This is a genomic window from Aureibacter tunicatorum (assembly GCF_036492635.1).
Classification (GTDB): Bacteria; Bacteroidota; Bacteroidia; order Cytophagales; family Cyclobacteriaceae; genus Aureibacter; species Aureibacter tunicatorum.
Genome location: NZ_AP025305.1, coordinates 3,802,616 through 3,822,852 on the forward strand (window position 1 = coordinate 3,802,616; position 20,237 = coordinate 3,822,852).

General features: G+C 36.8%; 22 protein-coding genes. 3 read left to right on the forward strand and 19 right to left on the reverse strand.

The genetic code is table 11. The features are described from left to right. Positions 1-50 precede the first annotated feature (50 nt). Entirely contained in the window at positions 51-857 is an 807-nt protein-coding gene (gene kdsA, locus AABK36_RS15970; protein ID WP_309940335.1) for a 3-deoxy-8-phosphooctulonate synthase, read from the forward strand. A 129-nt stretch (positions 858-986) separates the two neighbouring features. Here kdsA and AABK36_RS15975 read toward each other — a convergent pair whose 3' ends face one another. The 5 genes from AABK36_RS15975 to AABK36_RS15995 form a co-directional block, all read right to left on the reverse strand. Then, positions 987-1,517: a hypothetical protein gene (locus AABK36_RS15975; protein ID WP_309940334.1), complete on the reverse strand. Its 531-nt coding sequence runs from the start codon at positions 1,515-1,517 to the stop codon at positions 987-989. A 551-nt stretch (positions 1,518-2,068) separates the two neighbouring features. After that, positions 2,069-2,437 (reverse strand): cupin domain-containing protein, encoded by a 369-nt coding sequence (locus tag AABK36_RS15980; protein ID WP_338390286.1) that lies wholly within the window; start codon positions 2,435-2,437, stop codon positions 2,069-2,071. Between the two features lie 317 nt (positions 2,438-2,754). Continuing rightward, a complete protein-coding gene (locus tag AABK36_RS15985) occupies positions 2,755-3,453 on the reverse strand; it encodes a peptide deformylase (RefSeq protein WP_309940331.1) in 699 nt (232 codons plus the stop codon). Between the two features lie 380 nt (positions 3,454-3,833). After that, positions 3,834-4,460 carry a hypothetical protein gene (locus tag AABK36_RS15990; protein WP_309940330.1) on the reverse strand — a complete coding sequence of 209 codons (627 nt, stop codon included), beginning with the start codon at positions 4,458-4,460 and terminating at the stop codon, positions 3,834-3,836. Positions 4,461-4,813: 353 nt separating this feature from the next. After that, on the reverse strand, positions 4,814-5,449 hold the full coding sequence (locus AABK36_RS15995; RefSeq protein WP_309940329.1) for a GyrI-like domain-containing protein: 636 nt from the start codon (positions 5,447-5,449) through the stop codon (positions 4,814-4,816). A 500-nt stretch (positions 5,450-5,949) separates the two neighbouring features. On the opposite strand from AABK36_RS15995, the gene AABK36_RS16000 reads away from it, so the two are divergent. Beyond that, positions 5,950-6,696, forward strand: coding sequence for a hypothetical protein (locus tag AABK36_RS16000; RefSeq protein WP_309940328.1), 747 nt, complete (start codon positions 5,950-5,952; stop codon positions 6,694-6,696). Between the two features lie 152 nt (positions 6,697-6,848). Here the strand turns inward: AABK36_RS16000 and AABK36_RS16005 are convergent, their stop codons facing one another. The 11 genes from AABK36_RS16005 to AABK36_RS16055 all read right to left on the reverse strand — a co-directional run bounded on the left by AABK36_RS16005 (position 6,849) and on the right by AABK36_RS16055 (position 16,738). Then, positions 6,849-7,649 carry a PspA/IM30 family protein gene (locus AABK36_RS16005; RefSeq protein WP_309940327.1) on the reverse strand — a complete coding sequence of 267 codons (801 nt, stop codon included), beginning with the start codon at positions 7,647-7,649 and terminating at the stop codon, positions 6,849-6,851. A gap of 103 nt (positions 7,650-7,752) precedes the next feature. After that, complete coding sequence (locus AABK36_RS16010) at positions 7,753-9,081, reverse strand: sodium:calcium antiporter (protein ID WP_309940325.1); 1,329 nt, start codon at positions 9,079-9,081, stop codon at positions 7,753-7,755. 19 nt (positions 9,082-9,100) lie between these two features. After that, the gene (locus tag AABK36_RS16015; protein ID WP_309940324.1) at positions 9,101-10,597 is read right to left on the reverse strand and encodes a helix-hairpin-helix domain-containing protein; all 1,497 of its coding nucleotides are present in this window, start codon (positions 10,595-10,597) and stop codon (positions 9,101-9,103) included. Continuing rightward, positions 10,597-12,072 (reverse strand): PP2C family serine/threonine-protein phosphatase, encoded by a 1,476-nt coding sequence (locus tag AABK36_RS16020; protein ID WP_309940443.1) that lies wholly within the window; start codon positions 12,070-12,072, stop codon positions 10,597-10,599. Before AABK36_RS16020 ends, AABK36_RS16015 begins: the two co-directional genes overlap by 1 nt. A gap of 49 nt (positions 12,073-12,121) precedes the next feature. Next, a complete protein-coding gene (locus AABK36_RS16025) occupies positions 12,122-12,763 on the reverse strand; it encodes a vWA domain-containing protein (protein WP_309940322.1) in 642 nt (213 codons plus the stop codon). Positions 12,764-12,868: 105 nt separating this feature from the next. Next, complete coding sequence (locus tag AABK36_RS16030) at positions 12,869-13,507, reverse strand: vWA domain-containing protein (RefSeq protein WP_309940321.1); 639 nt, start codon at positions 13,505-13,507, stop codon at positions 12,869-12,871. Positions 13,508-13,509: 2 nt separating this feature from the next. Continuing rightward, positions 13,510-14,124: a TerD family protein gene (locus AABK36_RS16035; protein WP_309940320.1), complete on the reverse strand. Its 615-nt coding sequence runs from the start codon at positions 14,122-14,124 to the stop codon at positions 13,510-13,512. Positions 14,125-14,150: 26 nt separating this feature from the next. Continuing rightward, a complete protein-coding gene (locus AABK36_RS16040; RefSeq protein ID WP_338390287.1) occupies positions 14,151-14,705 on the reverse strand; it encodes a TerD family protein in 555 nt (184 codons plus the stop codon). Positions 14,706-14,842: 137 nt separating this feature from the next. Then, positions 14,843-15,508 carry a TerD family protein gene (locus tag AABK36_RS16045; protein WP_309940318.1) on the reverse strand — a complete coding sequence of 222 codons (666 nt, stop codon included), beginning with the start codon at positions 15,506-15,508 and terminating at the stop codon, positions 14,843-14,845. A gap of 15 nt (positions 15,509-15,523) precedes the next feature. Next, a complete protein-coding gene (locus AABK36_RS16050) occupies positions 15,524-16,165 on the reverse strand; it encodes a TerD family protein (protein ID WP_309940317.1) in 642 nt (213 codons plus the stop codon). An 18-nt stretch (positions 16,166-16,183) separates the two neighbouring features. Next, entirely contained in the window at positions 16,184-16,738 is a 555-nt protein-coding gene (locus AABK36_RS16055; protein ID WP_309940316.1) for a TerD family protein, read from the reverse strand. 950 nt (positions 16,739-17,688) lie between these two features. Here AABK36_RS16055 and AABK36_RS16060 point away from each other — a divergent pair. Next, positions 17,689-17,913, forward strand: coding sequence for a hypothetical protein (locus tag AABK36_RS16060; RefSeq protein WP_309940315.1), 225 nt, complete (start codon positions 17,689-17,691; stop codon positions 17,911-17,913). A 58-nt stretch (positions 17,914-17,971) separates the two neighbouring features. Here the strand turns inward: AABK36_RS16060 and AABK36_RS16065 are convergent, their stop codons facing one another. The 3 genes from AABK36_RS16065 to AABK36_RS16075 all read right to left on the reverse strand — a co-directional run bounded on the left by AABK36_RS16065 (position 17,972) and on the right by AABK36_RS16075 (position 20,235). Beyond that, positions 17,972-18,574 carry a GNAT family N-acetyltransferase gene (locus AABK36_RS16065; RefSeq protein WP_309940313.1) on the reverse strand — a complete coding sequence of 201 codons (603 nt, stop codon included), beginning with the start codon at positions 18,572-18,574 and terminating at the stop codon, positions 17,972-17,974. Between the two features lie 74 nt (positions 18,575-18,648). Next, positions 18,649-19,218, reverse strand: a complete 570-nt coding sequence (locus AABK36_RS16070) for a Crp/Fnr family transcriptional regulator (protein WP_309940311.1) — start codon at positions 19,216-19,218, stop codon at positions 18,649-18,651. 114 nt (positions 19,219-19,332) lie between these two features. Continuing rightward, positions 19,333-20,235, reverse strand: coding sequence for an AraC family transcriptional regulator (locus AABK36_RS16075; RefSeq protein ID WP_309940310.1), 903 nt, complete (start codon positions 20,233-20,235; stop codon positions 19,333-19,335). Positions 20,236-20,237: the final 2 nt, after the last annotated feature.

Genomic DNA, 20,237 nt, shown 5'->3' on the forward strand with positions numbered 1-20,237 from the left:
GGGATTATACTTCATCGTCACTTTTATAAAAGCAAAAAACATAAGCATCAATGGATAGCAATACACTTTACAATAAACTTAAAGAAGGCAATTTCCTTATCTCAGGACCATGTGTCATCGAAGGAGAAGACATGATCTTGCGTTTGGCTGAAAAGATCAAGAAGATTTCTGAGGATTTTGATCTGACTTATATCTTCAAAGCATCATTTGACAAGGCTAATCGTACTTCCATCACTTCATTCAGAGGTCCGGGCATGGAAGAAGGATTGAAGATATTGCAAAAAGTCAAGGATCAGTTTGACCTGCCGATTTGCACGGATATTCATGAGTCATACCAAGCTTCGCCGGTAAGTGAAGTAGCTGATATCCTTCAGATCCCTGCATTTCTTTGCCGCCAGACAGACCTTTTGGTAGCTTCAGCAGAGACAGGTCGCATCATTAATATCAAAAAAGGCCAGTTCTTGTCTGGAAATGATATGAAATACCCTGCTCAGAAAGTTGTGGATGCAGGCAACGACAAAGTAGTATTGACTGAACGTGGCAATATGATGGGCTATGGAAACCTAGTCGTTGACTATCGCAATATCGTTGACATGAAGCAATTCGGATTTCCTGTCGTGATGGATGTGACTCATTCGACACAAAAGCCGGGTGGTCTGGATGGAAAAAGTGGAGGAAACAGAGCATACGCCCCATACCTTACAGCCGCAGCCGCTGCCGTAGGTGCCAATGGCTTCTTCTTTGAAGTGCATGAAAACCCAGACGAAGCTCTATGCGACGGACCAAACATGGTGAAGCTGGAAGACTTCAAAAACATCCTTGAGATCGCATTTGAAGGAAAAAGAATCAACGGATAAGATATTCTGAATATAAATGTGAAAAGCCGGCTTAGAGATGAGCCGGCTTTTTTGATTATAGTATCTTGTCTTGAAAAAATCAGCTGGTTCGTCATCTTTGAAGCTTACTCATGAAAGTTTAGAGTGGCTTTATAATCCTTCTTGAATTATTTTCAATGTTTCAATCGGATATTTTTCTTTGCGTCTGATAAGTTTTCGAACACTTGTTTTTTCATGCTCCTCTAACAGTACTATCACTTTTAGGTTTTGGCCATATTCATCATGCTCAAGGGCAACTTCCAAAAATATTTCTATTAGTGTATTAAAGTCCTTAAAGTTGTTAAAATACATGTATTGGGCATCATGGAGTATAAAGAACTTATGTTGGGGTAAACCTTCGCCTCGAATAACATCTTTAACAGCATTCCAATTTATACCCATTTCGAACCCCCAAGGAGTGGAATGACAAAGTTGATAGCAAAAGTCCTCAAAATTTACTGCCAATTTTCCATAAATGGGGCTGGTTTGTGAATTAGGCTGATGATTTAACGCTTGAATTAATGTGGTTCCGAACCATTGTAAGTCAGATCGTTTCCCTGAACAAATTAAGTGATTTGACAATGCCAACTCAACACACTCTTTTACCCAATCATTAGTATATACATTAATTGTTTTGCTCATTTTTAATTTACTCCTATGATCATTTCACTTAAAAAGGTATTATTTCTTATTATAATTACCATTACGAAACTCTAATTCCATTTTATCAGTACTCCATCCTTGAGTTAATGCATATGCGATTGATTTACTTACAAACTTTGGAGTAATGCTTTTAGGTTCAAAGCCATGGGGCTTGCTTTCTTGATCATTCGCATAAAGCCAAATGTCATAGCATCCCAAATCTATTATCAACAAACTATTTTACGATTCTTGAGCTATCACGAATACTTTTTCGTTGAATCTCCAGTAAAACTCACGATTGTCAACAATTATTTGTCTTAGTCCTTTTTTAGAAATAGCCATTTAATCTTCTCCATATTACCACAGGCTCATCATATCCAATGTGAACCTGTTTTTATTGGCATCTCTGATGCTTATTTTAATCTTGCATCGGAGATACGAATTAGCAGGAGAACTTCATCAATAATTGCGATTTCTTTCTAATCAAAATCAAGCCTTCATATTGGACTCTGCTAGCCAAGCGAAGACTTAGCTCTTGATTCAAATTTTCTTTAGATCCATTCGGTTTTTTCTTGAGTGAGATCGGACTTTTCGTTTTGTCCGGTATTAATTGTATTAGCAGGTTCAAATAACATTACCTGAACCTCGTTTTCCACTACCGGTCTATGTTCTACCCCACGCGGAATAATAATGAACTCGCCCTTTTTGATAGTAATCGTTTTGTCCCTCAACTCCATGTCAAACTCTCCTTCGATAACCAAAAACATTTCATCCTCATTGTCATGCTTGTGCCATTCAAATTCCCCTTGCGCTTTAACAAGCTTAACATGCTGTCCATTAAGCTCCCCAACAATGCGAGGATTCCAATGATCATCAAAAAGGGACATTTTATCAGCTATAGATATTTTTTTAATTTCCATTTGAATAAAGTTTAATGTGATTATAGCTTTTTAGCTTAAATAATAGTGTAGGAATATTGTCTTTTGCCATGCAAACCCATCATGTTTTCATCATAAATCAAAAATATGCTTAGGGCATTAAGCACACAATAACTGTCAACATTGACAGTATTAAATATTTAATAAAAATCATTGATAAAAACCAAAAATAAACTATAAATATATTTGAAAATTCCTACTTTCAACATTCAGCTTCACTCCCGTTTGAAATGAAGTACAACGGTGTAGAAAATCAAAGGGCATATATTTTAGCTCTAGTTATAGCCAGTCTTATCGTTTCAATATTCATCAAGAGCTATTCCTAATTGGTAGCCATCAATAAGTATGGGTAAAGTATCATTTGCCAATTCAAAAAAAGGCAACTCTCCTGTCTTAATTTTTATACCCAATTCTTCCTTAGGTAATAAATGATTAGCATGATCTAAATATGTTCCTTTCATCAAGTGCCTGAACTCATGTTGAAATATTACTGCCGCAAACCCTTCCAACTTTCCACGTTGTATTTCACCTTTTTGATTTTGACATTCATACTCAATCCATTCAAAACTTGCCACATTCCCTCTTTTTTCTCCATGAGCGCTTAGACATCCATGCCAAAAATTTTTACGCGCCTTAGAGACATTGATGATTTTGGGATTAATAAAAACCTGTTTTTCAACAGATCCTAATACTTTGTATCTTGGATTATCAGCTTTAGCTTCAATGATAAATATTTGCAAACTTTTCCCTATTTGGTTGGCAGCAATCCCCACACCAGCCTTTCTAAGCATTACAGTGTACATGCTATCTATAAGTGTATTAAGTTCAGAAGAATTGAACTCATCGGATTTAATTCTCCTTGGATTTAAGTAAAGCGTATTTTGACTTCTTCCTTCTGCATTCACAGGAATATGTTGAACCACTTCAAACCCTTCCTTAGGTACTTTCAATGTAAGTGCATCATCTACCGAGCAAGCTGTTTGCAATAATACTGTCATTATTATCACTGCACAAGTTAAATAACTACGAATCATAGCCAATTACATGCGTTTTAAATTTTGATTGATTTTCACCTCCAAAATAGATGATGAAATATTCATTTTCATCACCTTTTCAAGATAAAATATATTTTATTAATTAAAATAGAGCTAAAGGAAATTCATAAAATATTATCGATACCAATAATCAATATAAGCCAAAATTTTAGACCAAGCTATTGAATACCTCCACCTTATCTCCCCACAATTTTTCGGTAGAAGACAACTGTTAGTAATATTACTAAGCTGATTATTATATTCGTCGTTATGGCCTCTTATCTTTTCAATTTAATGCATACTCTAATTATGCCTATGTGTATTATATAAAGCTACAAACTCGCTTAAAATTTATATCCTATTCTCAACTGAAAGTTTATTTCAGTAAATTTGGATTCATCTTGACTATATGCAACATTACTTAGTTCAGGCAATATAATTTCACAATAAAATTTACTTTGATCAGGATTATATTTTATCCCAGCCATGATATTATACATGACAAATATGTTACTTTCTCCAAATTCATCAATTCGATAAAAACTATTATGGTATTCTGAATTTAAACTTAAATCATAAGACTTGTAACAAGCTCCGACACCAAGACCTAATAGGAATTTGAAATTATTCACCTTAAATAATTCATATTGAAAATTAGATTTCAAATGAAAGACAAGGCTTTTATATTCATAGTCATTAGTATTTTCTTTAGATAAATTGACACTTGCATTTTTATATATACCAACACTAGCATTTGGAACAAAATAGAGCTTATCTATAAATATTTGTTTTTTATATCCAGTTTCGATTTCTATTCCATCTGCTTCGACTTCACTATTTATATTAGAATTATAATTAATATTGTTCATTAATTTTCCATAACCAACTCCGAGAAAAATTGATTGATCTTGTGAAAATGCTTTGGTAAGGCTCAATAAAATCAACAAAGTGAATAAAAATGTATTTTTCATATTAAATTTTAGTTTTTATATGTTTTGAATACAAATCTAATATTTTTCACCTTACTCAATATTATTATTTATTTAAATCATTAAAATAAAATGGCTTTTGATATCATCGACGTATATTTTTCTTTCCAAATGACCTTATTTTTTTAAAAAATTTATTGCTGGTTCACAACACTGTTATAAATCACAATTTAAACAGCACTTCCAGTGCAAACATAGAACTTTGCACCAAAGATGACAGATCATATTAGGTTCGCATTTATCTAAATTGCAGAACCAGCAAAAGACATAGCATACCTTTCGTCCCCACAGTGAAAAGGCATACTAGACTTGAGCCATTATTAACGGTTTGCGCTTTATTCTTTTTCTTTATCGACCCAAAACCTCAAAACAGTTTTTAGTTTCTCTGGAGCTACTTTTCTCGCATCATTGAGATAAATCTCTCTATGAGTTTTACTCTTTCGGTTAAACCCTTTTGTTTTTGCAAATAATTCCATTTTTGCAAATGATTCAGGTTCATTGTCATAACTACCATAATGCATCATTTGAATACAAACTCCATCTGTAATTTGCTCATATTTAACTTTTTCCAAGAGCAGGTGTGGCTTTTTCCTCTTAGTTTCTTCAATAATAAATTTGGCATATTCCTCATCTACGAAATTCGGCTGACGAATCATTAGTTTAAAGACTAATTCATCTTTATTCAACTTCGTAATATTTTGCTCTTTTGCTTTTTCGCTAATATCCCAAATTCCTTCAAGCGGATATACAGTATAATCGAAAAAACCCTGAGGCTCAATTTCTTTCTTTACACTCATCTTAACTGCATAAGATATTGAATATAACACTCCAATATATTCCGCAAAACTTTCACTATTCGGATTCCCGCAACCTTCTATTGTGAAAAACTTAAATTTTGGAATATTTATTAACTCTGGCTTCTGATTTGGCAGGTATAGCTCTTTTTCTGCTTTTCTCCATTCGTGTTTCATCACTCGTCTAGTTTTAATTAATAACTATTGTAAAAGTAAATTGACTTTGTGACAACCCTATGTCAGCATATTTGAATAATTACTTCAACTGTTGAATGTATTTATTAACAATATTGTATCCTTCTTTTATAACTCAAGTCCTCGTTTCAAGATGCCAGATCAAATAATGTTCGCATGTAAGAAGCAGAACCAGCAAAGGTTCAATTCTATTTCGTTATTCCTGTAACCCAATAGATAGAAATGTGATAGCTACTACACCAATTAATTTTCGATACTATTAATCATGCCCTAGACATGATTTTTCAAAATTAACTACTCTTCATCTGTTGTGAATTGCAATTTACATTTCCAATACAAATTTCAACTATGCATCAACAAGCTTAATTAATCATTTTTTATTCATATTCTCATTTTGTATATTATAATAGAGCTCAATTGCAATGCATTATATTTTTAATATGAAAAAAGTCCTTACACTTATTCTCGTAACCTTTTACTGTTTGAGTGCTTATTCACAAACCAAAACCATCCATGTATTTGTCGCATTGTGTGATAATATTCATCAAGGAATAGTGCCGGTGCCTGAGAAAATAGGCAATGGCAAAGACCCTAGGCTCAATCTGTATTGGGGAGCAGGCTATGGCGTCAAATCATTTTTTAAGTTAAAGACCAAAGAATGGAATTTGGTAAAGCAAATTGAATCTGATAATCCTATTATTCTTGATCGATTGCTATTCAAGCATGCAACAGAAGACATATATATGTTGGCAGACGCGTATGATGGTGAACAAATACAAACTTGCATTGAGCAGTTTCTTTTAGCTTCCAATGCTCAAAACCCAGTTGAAATTGAGAATAAAAATAAAAATTTAAGCTTTGGTGGAGATTCAGACTTAGTCGCTTATATAGGTCATGATGGATTGATGGAGTTTGATGTGTATTTGACATACCAAGAAGTGAAGGCTAAGAAAAAAGACGCAATCATGCTCGCTTGTTTTAGCAGATACTATTTTTCTCCCGAGATAGAAAAAGCACAAGCAAACCCTATATTATGGACCACTCACTTGATGGCTCCAGAGGCTTACACGCTCAAAGCCGCAATTGACGGGTGGATTAAAAACGAAACGGGGAGCCAAATAGAAGAAAGAGCTGCTCAAGCTTACCATAAATATCAAAAATGCGGAATTCGAGGCGCCAGAAACTTATTTGCCACGGGATTCAAAAAGAAAACGGCTGATGACTGGTAAGCTAAAGTTCAGCAATAAAAAACCGACTTTTGCGTCGATTTTTTATTGCATTACATATTTATATTTTTCACGATACATTTTAAACATCATATCTGATTGGCACTCCAACTTTGTATTGCCAACTAAGAAAAGTAAATAAGCTTAGAGGGAGTTTACTGTCTATTCAATTTTTCTCTCATAAGCTCCAATTCAGTCTTTGGCCTGCTTGCTCGAGGATTAACACTTGCTTCTTTTGGTTCCACAGGCAAAGGTTCAACTGACTTAGGTCGCGAAGTTGGCTCAGGCTCGCTATTATTATTGCTGTTATTAGTAGCTAGCGCTTGATCAATCTCATTGTCAATACTGTCCTTTTCATTGATTAACGACTCATATGACTCTGCCAAAAGCTCCTGCTCCTCCACACTCTCGCGCATTCGGTTGATACGCTTGGAAGTGGAATCCACATCGATACTGCTTAATTGCTTATTAATATCCGTAGACAACTTGCTTACCCTAGAGCGCGTTTTAAGCGTTTTCAAGTCTTTCTCCCAAGTGGTTATTTCTGATTTTATATTGGAGATGTTCGCATTTAGCTTATCAGCCATCTGAGCATATTTATCCACATTGGATTCGAGCGATTGGACATTTTTGTCTACTTCCATTTTTTCAGTCATCGCCTCCAAGCCTACTCTTTCGGCATCTCTAGCCCTCATCTGTCCACTTTCAGCTCTCTTTATCGCACTGGCAGCCCTGTCTTCAAGGCTTCTGGACTTTTTGCGAGCCTGGTTAAGCTCTTTTCTCTCCTCGATCAAAAACGAATTAACCTCCTGAAGAGCAAGCATACTTTCATTAAGGTCTTTTTTCAACTCCGCTATTCCCTCTTCTATTCGTTTTTCGGGATCTTCATGTTTTTGAATCGCTGAATCTCCTTCAGCTTTTAGAACATTAAAAAGTCTTTTCAAGCTATTAAACATACCTTATATAAATTAAAAAAATCGAATCGATAGAAATGCCTATGATTCGATTTTCATTATTCAAATACTATTATTTCTACGTATAATTAATATACGTAGAAATTTAATTTAGGATATTAAACTGAGAGAAAAAGTCGTTGGAAGAAGCTAAAAACGAACGTATTCCGCTCACAGAATCCGGCGCGTAAACATAAGCCAAAGTATACAGCAAGAATGCTCCATAAAGGCCAAATAGCATAAACGCTTTGCTTTTACCCATTTTATTACCAAAGTAATAGATAAAAAATGCAAGTACGGTAAATATCAACAATAAGACACGAAACTCCCCTACAAAGCTCGAAGCTTCGCCTGTTCCCATTGGGATATTTCCATTGAAAAAGCAATAAATCGCCAATGGAAAGCCAAGCGCGAAACAAATGTCAAAAATATTGCTACCTAAAGCATTAGCTACAGCATCATTGTAATTACCCTTTTTAGCATCTTTAATCGAAATAAACGTATCAGGCACGCTTGTAGCGGCAGCGGCGAAAATAATAGCGATAATAAACGGAGCTACATTAAGTGCTTCTCCAAGCATCACACAAGCTTCAGCCAGTAAGTGACAAGCTAATCCAATAATCACAGTCGCAACAGCCAATAGAGACCAAGCCAATCCCTTTGACATCGCTTTGCCGCCAAGCACCGCGTTTTCAATATTTAAAACCATGAAAGACTTCAATCTTCCAACAATACTTCCGTCAACATACTCGTCCTCTTCCTCCTCTTCTTCTTCGGAATCACCGTCAGCATTGGATATTTTGAAAAACTTAAGTATGGCAATATAACCACCATAGATTAACATCAAGATCACACCGTGCAACCATGTCATCTCCGTGGAATTCAGTAAAACAACCAGAAGAAGCTCAGCAAAAATCAAGAATAAACCATCTCTCAAAATAACTCTCTTATCAACAGTAACCCCTCTCTTAAGCGAGTAAGAAACAGAAAGAATCACCGCCGCAGGAATAATCATGGCATTAAACACAGCACTGCCGGCAGTAGTTCCAATACCTCCAGCAAAGCCCGTCGCATCCTTTTGCACAACTAGAAAAAAGAAAGTAGTGAACAACTCAGGCAAAGAACTACCAATTGCATTGATTGTCGCCCCTTTAACTCCAGCTTCCATGCCCAATTGATCTCCAATATAATCTGAAGCTGTTTCGAACCCATCCGAAGCTTTCCAGATTATCAAGCAACAAGCAACGATCACAATGATACTTTGAGCCAAATGAGGAACTCCATGCGTCCAAAAATCAACCATGCCCGGAGCATAAAAATTTATGACTGTAGGTAAAGCCAACAGCACTATTAAAAAACCTAGAATAAGCCCAACGCTTATTCCTTTTTTCTCACCCGGCTTGGGGGAGACCTCTTTTTCTGTTGTTTGTAACATTTCTCAATATTTAGTAAAGTTATTTTTTATTTGCTATCTGCACATATGCAAGCCTTCCTCCTGTTTCTTCCGAAAGCAAAAGCCTCTGGCCATCCTTCAAATATACGCCTTCTCCTTTTTTTATTACCTTTTTTTCATCAATATCTTTTAAAAATCCTATGGATTGATTAACCATCATCCATTTTCCATTATGCAATGAGAAATACGCCAAAGGGGCTTTATCATCATCTGACAACTTTTCATTGGGACTTACCAACCGATTCACATGCCATTTATACAAATATTGATTATGATAAATCATGAGTCGATGCTTATCGTCGGTAAAACTCTCTCCATCCCTTGATGAATAAAATGTAAACACGGGCAATTCTCCCTCATAATGAGTGCCGCAATAATGGCAAACAGGCTTGAACTTGTTGTCAAATACAAACCAATGATGCGAGCAATTTTGATTGGAACAAGGTTGAATAAAATCCACTGTTTTGACAAGCGCTTGTTCCCATTCATCAGCGGTAGGCCTTTTTTCAGGATCATGAAGTCCTGTTATGAATGCTTTATCAAAGAGTTCTTTTAGATAAGGCCCCGCTATAGTATAAGGAAGCGCGCCAACATCCGCATAAGGCAACTCTGATTTTTTTATTTGATCAAGCTTTGGCCTGTTCGTCTTATCCATTGGATGCTCTATGAATAAAGCTTTGTTTCCCATTGTCATCTCCTCATCCAAAGCTGCATCCATATCGTGAACCTTTCCGCCTCTCAAAGGATGCCTGAAAAACAAATACATATATATTAAAACGGCCAATGCATGACGATCCGTATAGATAGATGGCAACACTCTCTGCTCCATAGGAAGGTGCTTGCTTATGATAACTTCAGGAGCTATAAAATCAGGAGTTCCGATAACATCCGGAGGATATTTCCCCGGAACAACAAGTCCATCGATATCTATTATGCAAGCATTTCGTCCTTTAGGGTCAATCAACACATTCTTATATGAAAGGTCAGAATGCGCCAAACCAGCCGCGTGAAGTCTTCTAACAGCTCTGCTTATCAATAGGCAAATTCGCAAATAACTAAGTAGATCCCCTTTTTCTCTAGGGTCCAAAAACCGGTTTTGATGACTGCCTGACGCAAACCATTTTCCTTCTTTTTCTTTGCCTCGTATACCCAGCATATCCTCATTGACAGATCCATGGTCAAAAAAGAAATGCGATTGAAATACCGGCGTCACAACCCCCCACAATCCATCACTTTCAACGATATCATACGGCCAACAAAATACAGACTTCCAATATTCCCCTCCGGGTTGATTAAAAATTCGATCCCGATAAGGTCCAACGATATCCAAAAGTCTATTTTGAGAGGCCTCATCCAGCTTTGTCCGAAAGAAACCCACGACATAAGATTTGTCTTTTGAAAAGTACACATCTTTCATCGCTCCCTGTCCAATGATTTCGTCTATATAAGTAACGGCTTCACCGCTGATTATGGACTTAACACTGCATTCTCTAGCCATCAGTCTTTCCTTTTTAATACCACCATGGTTCTGTCATCATGCTCTCCTGTTGACCAGAAATTCATCCATTCCAATATTTTAGCTTCTCTCTCCTCTGTTGGTATATCTTCAGCAATGCAATTTCCCTCAAGCTCTTTCATAAACTCACCCCATTGCGTAAAATCATTTAGATTGTCATCAGAGCCAAACTTAGGATCTGTAACACCGTCAGTGGCTAAAAATATATATTTCGGTATTTTTTCATAAAACTTAAATCGAACACGCTTGCTAAATTCAGAAACTTGAAAAATAGAAGGCATATTGATAAACTTAGTCTGTCCGGCAAACTCCCCTCCATCAGGCTCGCCCAACATCTCAAAAGAATCGTCCTCAATCACCGCAATCACACCATCGCCTACCCAAAAAGACATGACAACCATGCCGTATTCATACACTTTGGAAATCGTGAATAACAAAGTCGTGGAATAATCTTTAATTGACTCATTTCTTTCTTCGCTAATGCCTAAGACCGATTTATAAGCTTCCACAGCAGCATTATAAATAAGATTGCTTATCAATCCATTCAAGTCTGCTTTTTTGCTTTCATCTTGTTGATGGTATACTTTGCCAAAGTGATCGTCCAGATCGGACAATTGCCCCTCGCTCGCAGCATTAGCAATATATTCAACGACAGCATTGCAAGCTATTTTGGATCCTTTGCGAGAATATTTCGCAGACCCCGCACCATCGGCAACTGTCGAAACCATCCAACCGGACTCTTTGATCTGTCTTATGGAAAAATCGTCATCTCTGAATGTGCCCTTATGCGCATGAGATCTTCCTCTTACTGACGCGCCGAATATCTTATAAGCATCAGTTTCTTGGTAATCGTAGTCGGTGTGCGCTTTTCTAAAAATCTCATTTTCTCCAGGCTCAACTTCAGTCCACAAGCTTTTAGGATCGGGATTAACCGTAAGTCTTATCATTGCATCCTTAGTAACTACGTTCCCTTCGTGAGAAAGATCAAATTGCAAAAGAGCCACAAAATCTCCGGCTCCATTTAATACTCCAGAAAATGTGATCGAGTGACGATCTACAGAAAGCGCAAGAACATGCTCAACATTTTCCGAATTTGCTCCAGTCCAGAATAACTTAGGATTGTCAATTTTAGACCCTTCCGCAAAATTTTCAAATGACAATGTGCATTGATAATCTGATTGATCCATGCCATTTTTCATTCTCAAAAAATTATTTTCAACCCAATCGAAACTCACCTCGTCGCTTTCAGGTTGAATATCCACTTTTTCCAAATCGCTTTTATCAATACTCATTTTGACTTCAATATCTCGTTTATCAGTATCATGCAGGCATGCTTGGCTCATTATCAAGCTATGCTTATGTTCATCCAATGCCTTGTAAAGATCTTTTTTCTTCAGATCAATCTGTTCAAACAAGCTTTCGAGCTCAAACCTTAATTTTTCTATTCTCTCAACCACTAACTTCAAATAAAAAGTGTACAGGATTTCGTCAATTGACTACGAATCCCTACAAAACAATATTCACTTCCTTTGGAGGAGGAGGAAGTTCCAATGACTCAGCTGTTACTCCCGCGCTTCTGCTACCTTCTTGTATTGTATCCGATACCCATTTAAAATAAGTCTGAAATGTCGAGCTATCACAATTATCCAGCATGGCTACGTTTTCAGTAAGCTCTCTTAAGTACTCCGATCTTGCTTTAGGTCCAGCGCCACAAGCAATAATGTTACCGAATCGTTGATTTTTCAATACAGGAATCATCTCTCTGTATTTCATCAAATCGGAAGGCTTCCCATCCGTCATTATGAATAATAAAGGAGCCCAGTCGCCTTTTTGCGAAGCAGTTGTCTTGATGATATCTCTTTTAAGAATATCATTCAGTTTTTCCAAAGCCATTCCAAGATGAGTTGGACCGGAATCAGGTGTGCCAATTGTAGGCAAATGCAACATGGGGAGCTCCGTCAGAGGCATCACTTCATTGACTTCCCTATCGAAAGTTACGATGGCTATATGCACTGAATCCAGCGCATAAGGATCTTGCCTTAGTGAAGAAACCAAAGATTGCAAGCCCACATTCACAGCTTGAATGGGCTCTCCCTTCATTGACCCTGAAGTGTCCAAGAGTAAGTAAACAGGAAGTCGTCTATTCATGATCTTTTTCTGAAAAATTTATGGGAATTCAATCGCTCTATAAAATACGATAAAGCAAAAACGCTAGTTGAATTTCCCAATTACTATAAACAAAATAAAACAGAGTTACTTTACAAGATTAATGCCTTTGGGAGGGGCAGGAAGCTCACCCAAATCACTTACTTCTTGACCTGTCGACTCTACTTTGGTGCTTGAAACTCCGATAGAAGATGATACCCATTTAAAAAAGTCTCCGATTGTATCTTCATCAGCAGTCTCAAGACTGACAACATTTGGCGTAATTTGCGAAAGCACGCTTAGATCGGCATTAGGTCCAGCTCCACAAGCGACCACAACTCCCCAGCTCTGTGCCTGAAACTCGGCAAGTCCCTTTTTCCAATCATCGGTTGGAACGCCATCAGTCATGATAAACACCAAAGGTTTCCAATCACCTTTGGCGTCATAACTGGACTTCTTAACTTCCAACTGTGATTTTACCGCCACTAATTCCAATGCCTCACCCAATGAGGTAGCACCTGTAGTCTTAAGCACCGGCAACTGAATATCCATTAGCTCAGTCAATGGTATCAAGGTTTCGGCATTGGAGCTAAAGCTTATTAAACTCAAATAAGCTGTCTCCAACGCATAAGGATTTCTTCTAAGCTCTGCGACTAAATTCTCCAACCCATTTTGAACTGCACTTAAAGCTTGGCCTTCCATCGAATAGGAAGTATCTACCAACAAATATACAGGAAGTCTTCTCATATTTAAATATAGCTTTCTTTAATTCTCAAAATAGTAGAGTCAAGATCGCGATCTTTGATTGCCTCGCCTATTGCATGAAATTTCCACTCACCATTTCTTTTATACAACTTGCCCATAATCATAGATACATGGCCTGCGTATTGAGGTTCAGAAGAAACATCAAACTTAGCGAAAACTTTCTCAACACTTTTGGCTGTGCCTTCATACATGCGAATACGCGCATAAGGAATGCTTGCAAAATCTTGCTTCTTATAGCTGTTCAACACAAAATATATTTGCGTTACATTCGGGTTCACTATGGACAAATCTACAGAGATCACTTCATTATCAAGTCCATCGTCTCCTCCTATATCTCCAGTCAAATCATCTCCACTATGCGCTATTGACCTGTCATTGGACTTAAGGTGGCCATAATACACGCAATCAAAATCATTTCCTTCGTCATCGAACTGTATGCAACTACCGTCCAAATCCACGCTTGACGTCGTCGACATCAAGCCAAAAAAAGCTTTACCTTCTATCGCTCCCCAATTAAGACCAACGCAAAAAGAGTCCAAAGACTTTCCCGAGTCTTTCTTTAGATTGATCTTTTGTCCTTTACTTAAATTTATTGCCATTGTTGTTAACTAAAAAGGTTAAATTACTATCGTTGATAACGATCTACAAAGTGCTGAAGGTCCTTCATATAGCCGGTTCCCATAGCTTCAAACTTCCACTGACCTGATCGCTTATACAATCTGCCGAACTCTATCGAAGTTTCTACAGAATAATCCTCATCAAGCTCATAAATCATCATTTCTTCCTTGGATGACGAGTCAACTATTCGAATATATGAATTTCTAACCTGTCCAAAATTTTGATTTTTTTCCTCTCCTTCATGGATAGTCACAGTGAATATAATTTGCTGAACACGCGAATCAATATTGCCCAAATCAATCATGATCGTCTCATCGTCTCCATCTCCGTCTCCCGTCAGGTTATCACCTGAATGCGTCACAGCTCCATCAGGCGATTTTAATTGATTATAAAAAATCATGAAGTCATCAGAAATAAGCTTTTCTTCCTCATCGATCATGAAAGCCACAACATCTAAGTCAGCGCTTGCAGCCGCACCGCGACTTACATCCCAACCTAGACCGACATTAAACTTCTGAGCTTCAATATTAGCCCTTTGTCCTTTTTTAAGATTGATAGCCATTGTTAATTGTTTAGTTATTGAATGTCTAAAATTATTTACTATCCGATTAATGTTTCTATACGATATTGAGCCAGTCGCTCTAAATGAAATATGACCGCCTGAAACTGAAAAATCAACAAGCGGCCATATCTCATGCATTATACATAGTCTTTAAGAATCTTATTAATCGTCTGTTTATAATCACGCTCTTTGATAGGATCTCCAATTGCATGGAATTTCCATTCTCCATTGCGTCGATAGAGTTTGCCCATGATCATCGATACATACCCCGCATATGAACTATCCCCAGCCACATCGAATGTCGCAAAAACCTTATTAACCTTGGAAGGTGTGCCTTCGTACATGCGAATCTTTGCAAAAGGGATTTCAGCAAAATCCTGCTTTTTATAACTATTTAAGAAAAAGAAAACCTGCTCGGTGGCGGGATTGATCTTAGGCAAATTAACAGTGATAACTTCATTGTCCAAGCCATCATCTCCATCCATATCACCTGTCAAGTCATCTCCACTGTGTATTATGGCTCTGTCTTTACTTTTCAAGTCTCCATAAAATACAAAGTCTACGACTTTGCCATTTTTATCAACCATCAGACAACTGGCATCCAAGTCAACTTCAACCTTTTTGCCTGTCATTCCAACTGCTTTTTTCACTATTCCAAAAAATGAGCTCTCGTCCGCAGGGATTTCTATAGCTCCCCAGTTAAGTCCCACGCAAAAAGATTTCAGAGCCGTGCTAGTATTCGCTCCGCTTGTTCCGGGCTTGACCAAATTGATCTTTTGCCCTTTTACTAATGTAACTGCCATATTTGTTAGTCAAAATTACGCCAACCAGCTTGGGTCGCAATATTTATAAAAAAAGTGATCTATCTCCTCGTTGTAACTCATGCCCATAGCATCAAACTTCCACTCAGAACCTCTACGATACAGTCGAGCAACCTCTATCGAAGTCTCAGTGGAGTAATCTTCATCAAGGTCGTATTGCAATTCCTCTCTGCCTGTGTTCTCATCATATATGCGAATGTATGAATTTCGAACTTGCCCGAAATTTTGTCCTCTAGATTCCGCATCATATATCGTAACCACAATTATGATTTCTTGAGTATCCGAGCTAACCTTTTGAAGATCAATATTGATCGTCTCGTCGTCGCCTCCATCGCTTTCGTTTCCTGAAGTATCATCAAATGACCCCAAGACAGCTCCGTCTGAAGACATCGGCCTTGTCTTCGCTTTCCAATCATCATCGCTGGCGAATTTACTGCTGAATGGCTCCGTTCTTAATTCACTTTGATAAAAAACAAAATCGGATTGCTTGCCGCACTTCCCATTGGACCCAATCAAAAAAGCCGAAACATCCAAATCAAAGTCTTCACCAGAAGAAGTGTTTGGGTCCCAACCCAGACCTACGCCCAGCTTGTTAAGACCCATCGTTACGCGTTGTCCTTTTTTTAACTTTATTCCCATTATACTTAAAAATACTCCTTAAACCTCTAATCCATATTTTTGAACAAAGAAACCTAAATCTTCCATGTATCCAATTCCCATAGCTTCAAACTTCCATTGGCCTGAACGCTTATACAGCCTTCCGAACTCTATCGATTTTTCAACGGAATAATCTTCATCCAATTCATAAATCATAATTTCTTCATTGGACTTTTTATCTGTGATACGAATGTAAGAGTTTCTTACCTGACCAAAATTTTGACCTCGTTCTTCGGCTTCATGTATCGTCACCACAAACACTATCTGATCGACTCTAGAATCAAGTTTCGAGATATCAACGCTGATCACTTCATCATCGCCATCGCCATCGCCGGTTCTGTTATCTCCGGTATGAACGACTGCCTTGTCAGCCGATTCAAGTTGATTATAAAAAACAATAAATGATTCAGAAATCGTATTGCCAGACTCATCCAACATAAATGCTGTCACATCAAGGTCTGACTCTCCTCTTGAATTAATATCCCAACCCAAGCCTACGTTGAAGCTATTCGTCTCGATATTAGATCTTTGCCCTTTTACTAAATTTACTGCCATGAATTCCTTCCAAAAAAATGAATCTGATTTATAAAATAATACAAATAATCGATGTTCATATCGTAAGCATCTAATATTTAGTTCTAATGAAATTGATAATTCATTCTCATCACAAGTAACTAAAAATATCAATTTATATACTTTTTTGTTAAAAACAATAAAGCTAACCATGATTTTAAAAAAGTTAAAAAAAATATTCTTATATAACTATAACTAAAAACTATTTCACACTCTTATTATCAATGCTTTAATCATTGCTAGAATGAATTAAAGAGTTAAATATCAAATTAAATTGAAATAAAAGTCATAATTCATCAATAAAAATCATATCATAAAAAACAATTAAAACATCTAAAATCACAATAAATTTATCTGAAAAAATAAATATTAAACCCATTAAACACTCAATAATTTAACTGAAAATCAATATAAGTACAAATTAAAAAAGACTGAAGCAGGTAAAAACACTGCGACAGCCTCCGTTAATAGACACAATCAATCAACAAGCTATTGCCTATAATAATAACTTGTCATTCATAAACATCTATTATCTTTAATTATTATATTAAATATTAAAAAATGAATTTATTCAACTACAGTTAATCAAAAGTATTGCTCTGTTCCAAAAATTCTAACCCTTTTACATTTGAAGCTGATTTTATTCTACCAGCAATTCGAAAAAAAACAAGCTTACAGCTTTTTCAAAAAATGCCTTTTTTACCAAAATGAATAAATAATTACCCAAAAATGTCGGATAACAACTGTAAAATTTGCTCTGAATCAGATTGACAACAAAATTCAAAAAAATGGGAGCAACAAACAGCATTATCAGAATTCTTTATGGAGCTTTTTTAACATTCTTCGGCGCCAACGGTATTAACCAGTCCAAGCTTATACTCAACTAGGTTTCAGACCTTGGACTCTTCACCGAAACAACAGGCTATCTTTTCATGGGAATCGCCATCTTTGAGATTATTATTGGAACCTTGCTAATCTCTAATATCGCAGTGCCTTTAGCTACACTTGCCATTTTTCCAGTAGCCATATTCGCATTCTTCTATCATCTATCAATTGATATCCACGGAATTAGCGGAGCCGCATTCGCTTTAGTATTCAACATCATTCTGTTTATCCAGCATTTCGATTCTTATAAGATGCTTTTAGTTTCCAAATAACTATACTTCAAAGGCATAAGTCATATTGATCAGACAACTTATACCATCATCCTTTAAGCTAATTGGGAAAATACTTCATATAGTATACGCTTAAACTTCCTTGGTCTATTCTTTCTGTCAATACAAAGCCTTTTTTCTTGTATATCTCCACATTCATGGCGTTGCCCGTCTCTAGGAAAACCGGCAAGTTTCTAACTGCGCATTCTTCAAGCATAGGGTTCATCAAACGACTAGCCAAGCCTCTCCCCTGTGCTTCTGGAGAAACTGCGATCGAATACAAATAATAAAACGCTTGATTTTTGGGGAACTGCTTTGCGGTATTGGTTTTGTTATTCAAATTCCGAATCACGCAATCCAAGCCCATATTCCATAAAAACGAAAAATCTCTCTTCAAGCCTCCAATCGTTAATGCCGATTTTTTTTCCGTTTTCCATAAAGCGACCGCCATGTTATCATTTGTAAGATAAATCTCTCCTTCTTCGAAAGCATCTTCTATAAGATAATCCATTATAAGCTCAAGCTTATTTTGCTTAGGAGATTGCTCAATCAACCACATTATATGGGGATCATGCCTGAATGAGTCTATTAAGATATTTTTGATGATCGGCTTATCATTTCTATTTGCTAACTTCAAGCCAGGGCTTTGAATCATAGATTTCATACTTCTGATGTTATTGAAGCACAAAGCTAACGCTCATAAAAGTGAATTCATTTGACAATTATCAAATAATCAGATCAACGAGCATTTGCTCTTATTCGGCTCAATGTCTCCAGCGTAACCCCCAAATAAGAAGCGATATAAGTCAGTGGAATTTGCTTTAAAATGTATGAATTATTCTCCAGCAAAAAACGATACCGCTCAGCCGCGGTGCAAAACTGTATGGAGTGCAATCGCTCTTCAAGCAATAAAACGTAGGCGGAAGTCAACGTCTCTCGAATCTCCCTCAATTCAGGATACTTGTCTTTAATCATCTCAAAATCTTGAATGCTCATCCTATACACCTTGCTATCCACAACCGCTTGAATTGTCTCATCACTTTCCTTTTTGAGCAAAGAACTTCGAAAATTCGTCGCTACGTCATTGGGAAACGTAAAGCCTGTAGTTACCTCTATTCCTTTTTTAGTATAAAAATTCCTCAAGATGCCTTCCTCAACAAAGTAGTAATAATTGCAAACACTGCCTTCCTTAAGCAAGCAATCGCTTTTACTTATCGAAAGGAGCTCCAGGTACTTCTCCGCCTCCGTCATCATCAGCTTTTTTAGCTTGGGTATCGCATGACTATTTATGTAAGTCAAGTAATCCATGAAAATATATTAATTGATTTGCTCTCAAAATAAATGCTTGCTCAAAGGTAAGTTGAACAATAGGTTTACATTTCCTTTGTCTCATTTGTTTGATATCTTATCAAAATAGTTCATTTACTTAATCGGTATGCACAAATCCACTATCGCTTTCTTCTCTGGATGGCTATTGAAGTCGTTGTAATAAATTCCAAAAGGCTCTCGATCCGCTTTTTGATATTCATTTTCATTCATCCATAAAAATAATCCAGTCCACGCCTGCTCAAACTCCTGCATGCCTAATTCAAAACTTCCGACGATAAATTTTCCTTCAGGGATAAATTTTAGTCTGACCTCCTCTTTTGCTTGCTTTAGCTCTTTTTGAAGAAGCAAACAAGCATCCATTCTCACTTTATGAGGTTCAGTAACCTTGAAGCTGTCATGATAGATTGTGATCATTTGGCTTTGATCATTCATTAAGCCTTCTGACATTCCCCATTGCACAAGTTTTTGATAATTACGTCCCAACTCTTCCAACCCCATACTGTGGATATAAGCGACTTGCATCGCTGGCAAATTCTTAATGCCTACCTTTTTCGCATTTTTCATAATCCATTGTTTTAGTTCATTGATAAAACAAATGTATTGTTCCGAATCAGGATAGACTTGGCCATTCTTGCTATTTATCATTTTAATCCTTAAGAACTTATTGGGATGCTCAAGTCTGAAAGCTGTAGGACTCATGCCGTAATACTTTTTGAAAGATCGGGTAAATGAAGAATTATCCTGAAAACCAAACATCAAAGCAATCTCAGTAATACTCGTCAAATGATGAACAAGCTCAGATGCCGACTTCTCAATTTTTCGTCTAACAATATACCCATTGGGAGTTTCACTTGTAATCATCTTAAAAATACGATGAAAGTGATAAGGCGACATGCTAGCTTGGTTTGCCAATACTTCCAATGACAAATCCTCATTCAAATTACGATCTATGTACTCAAAAACATCATGGATTTTGATACGATGATAGCTTTTCACTG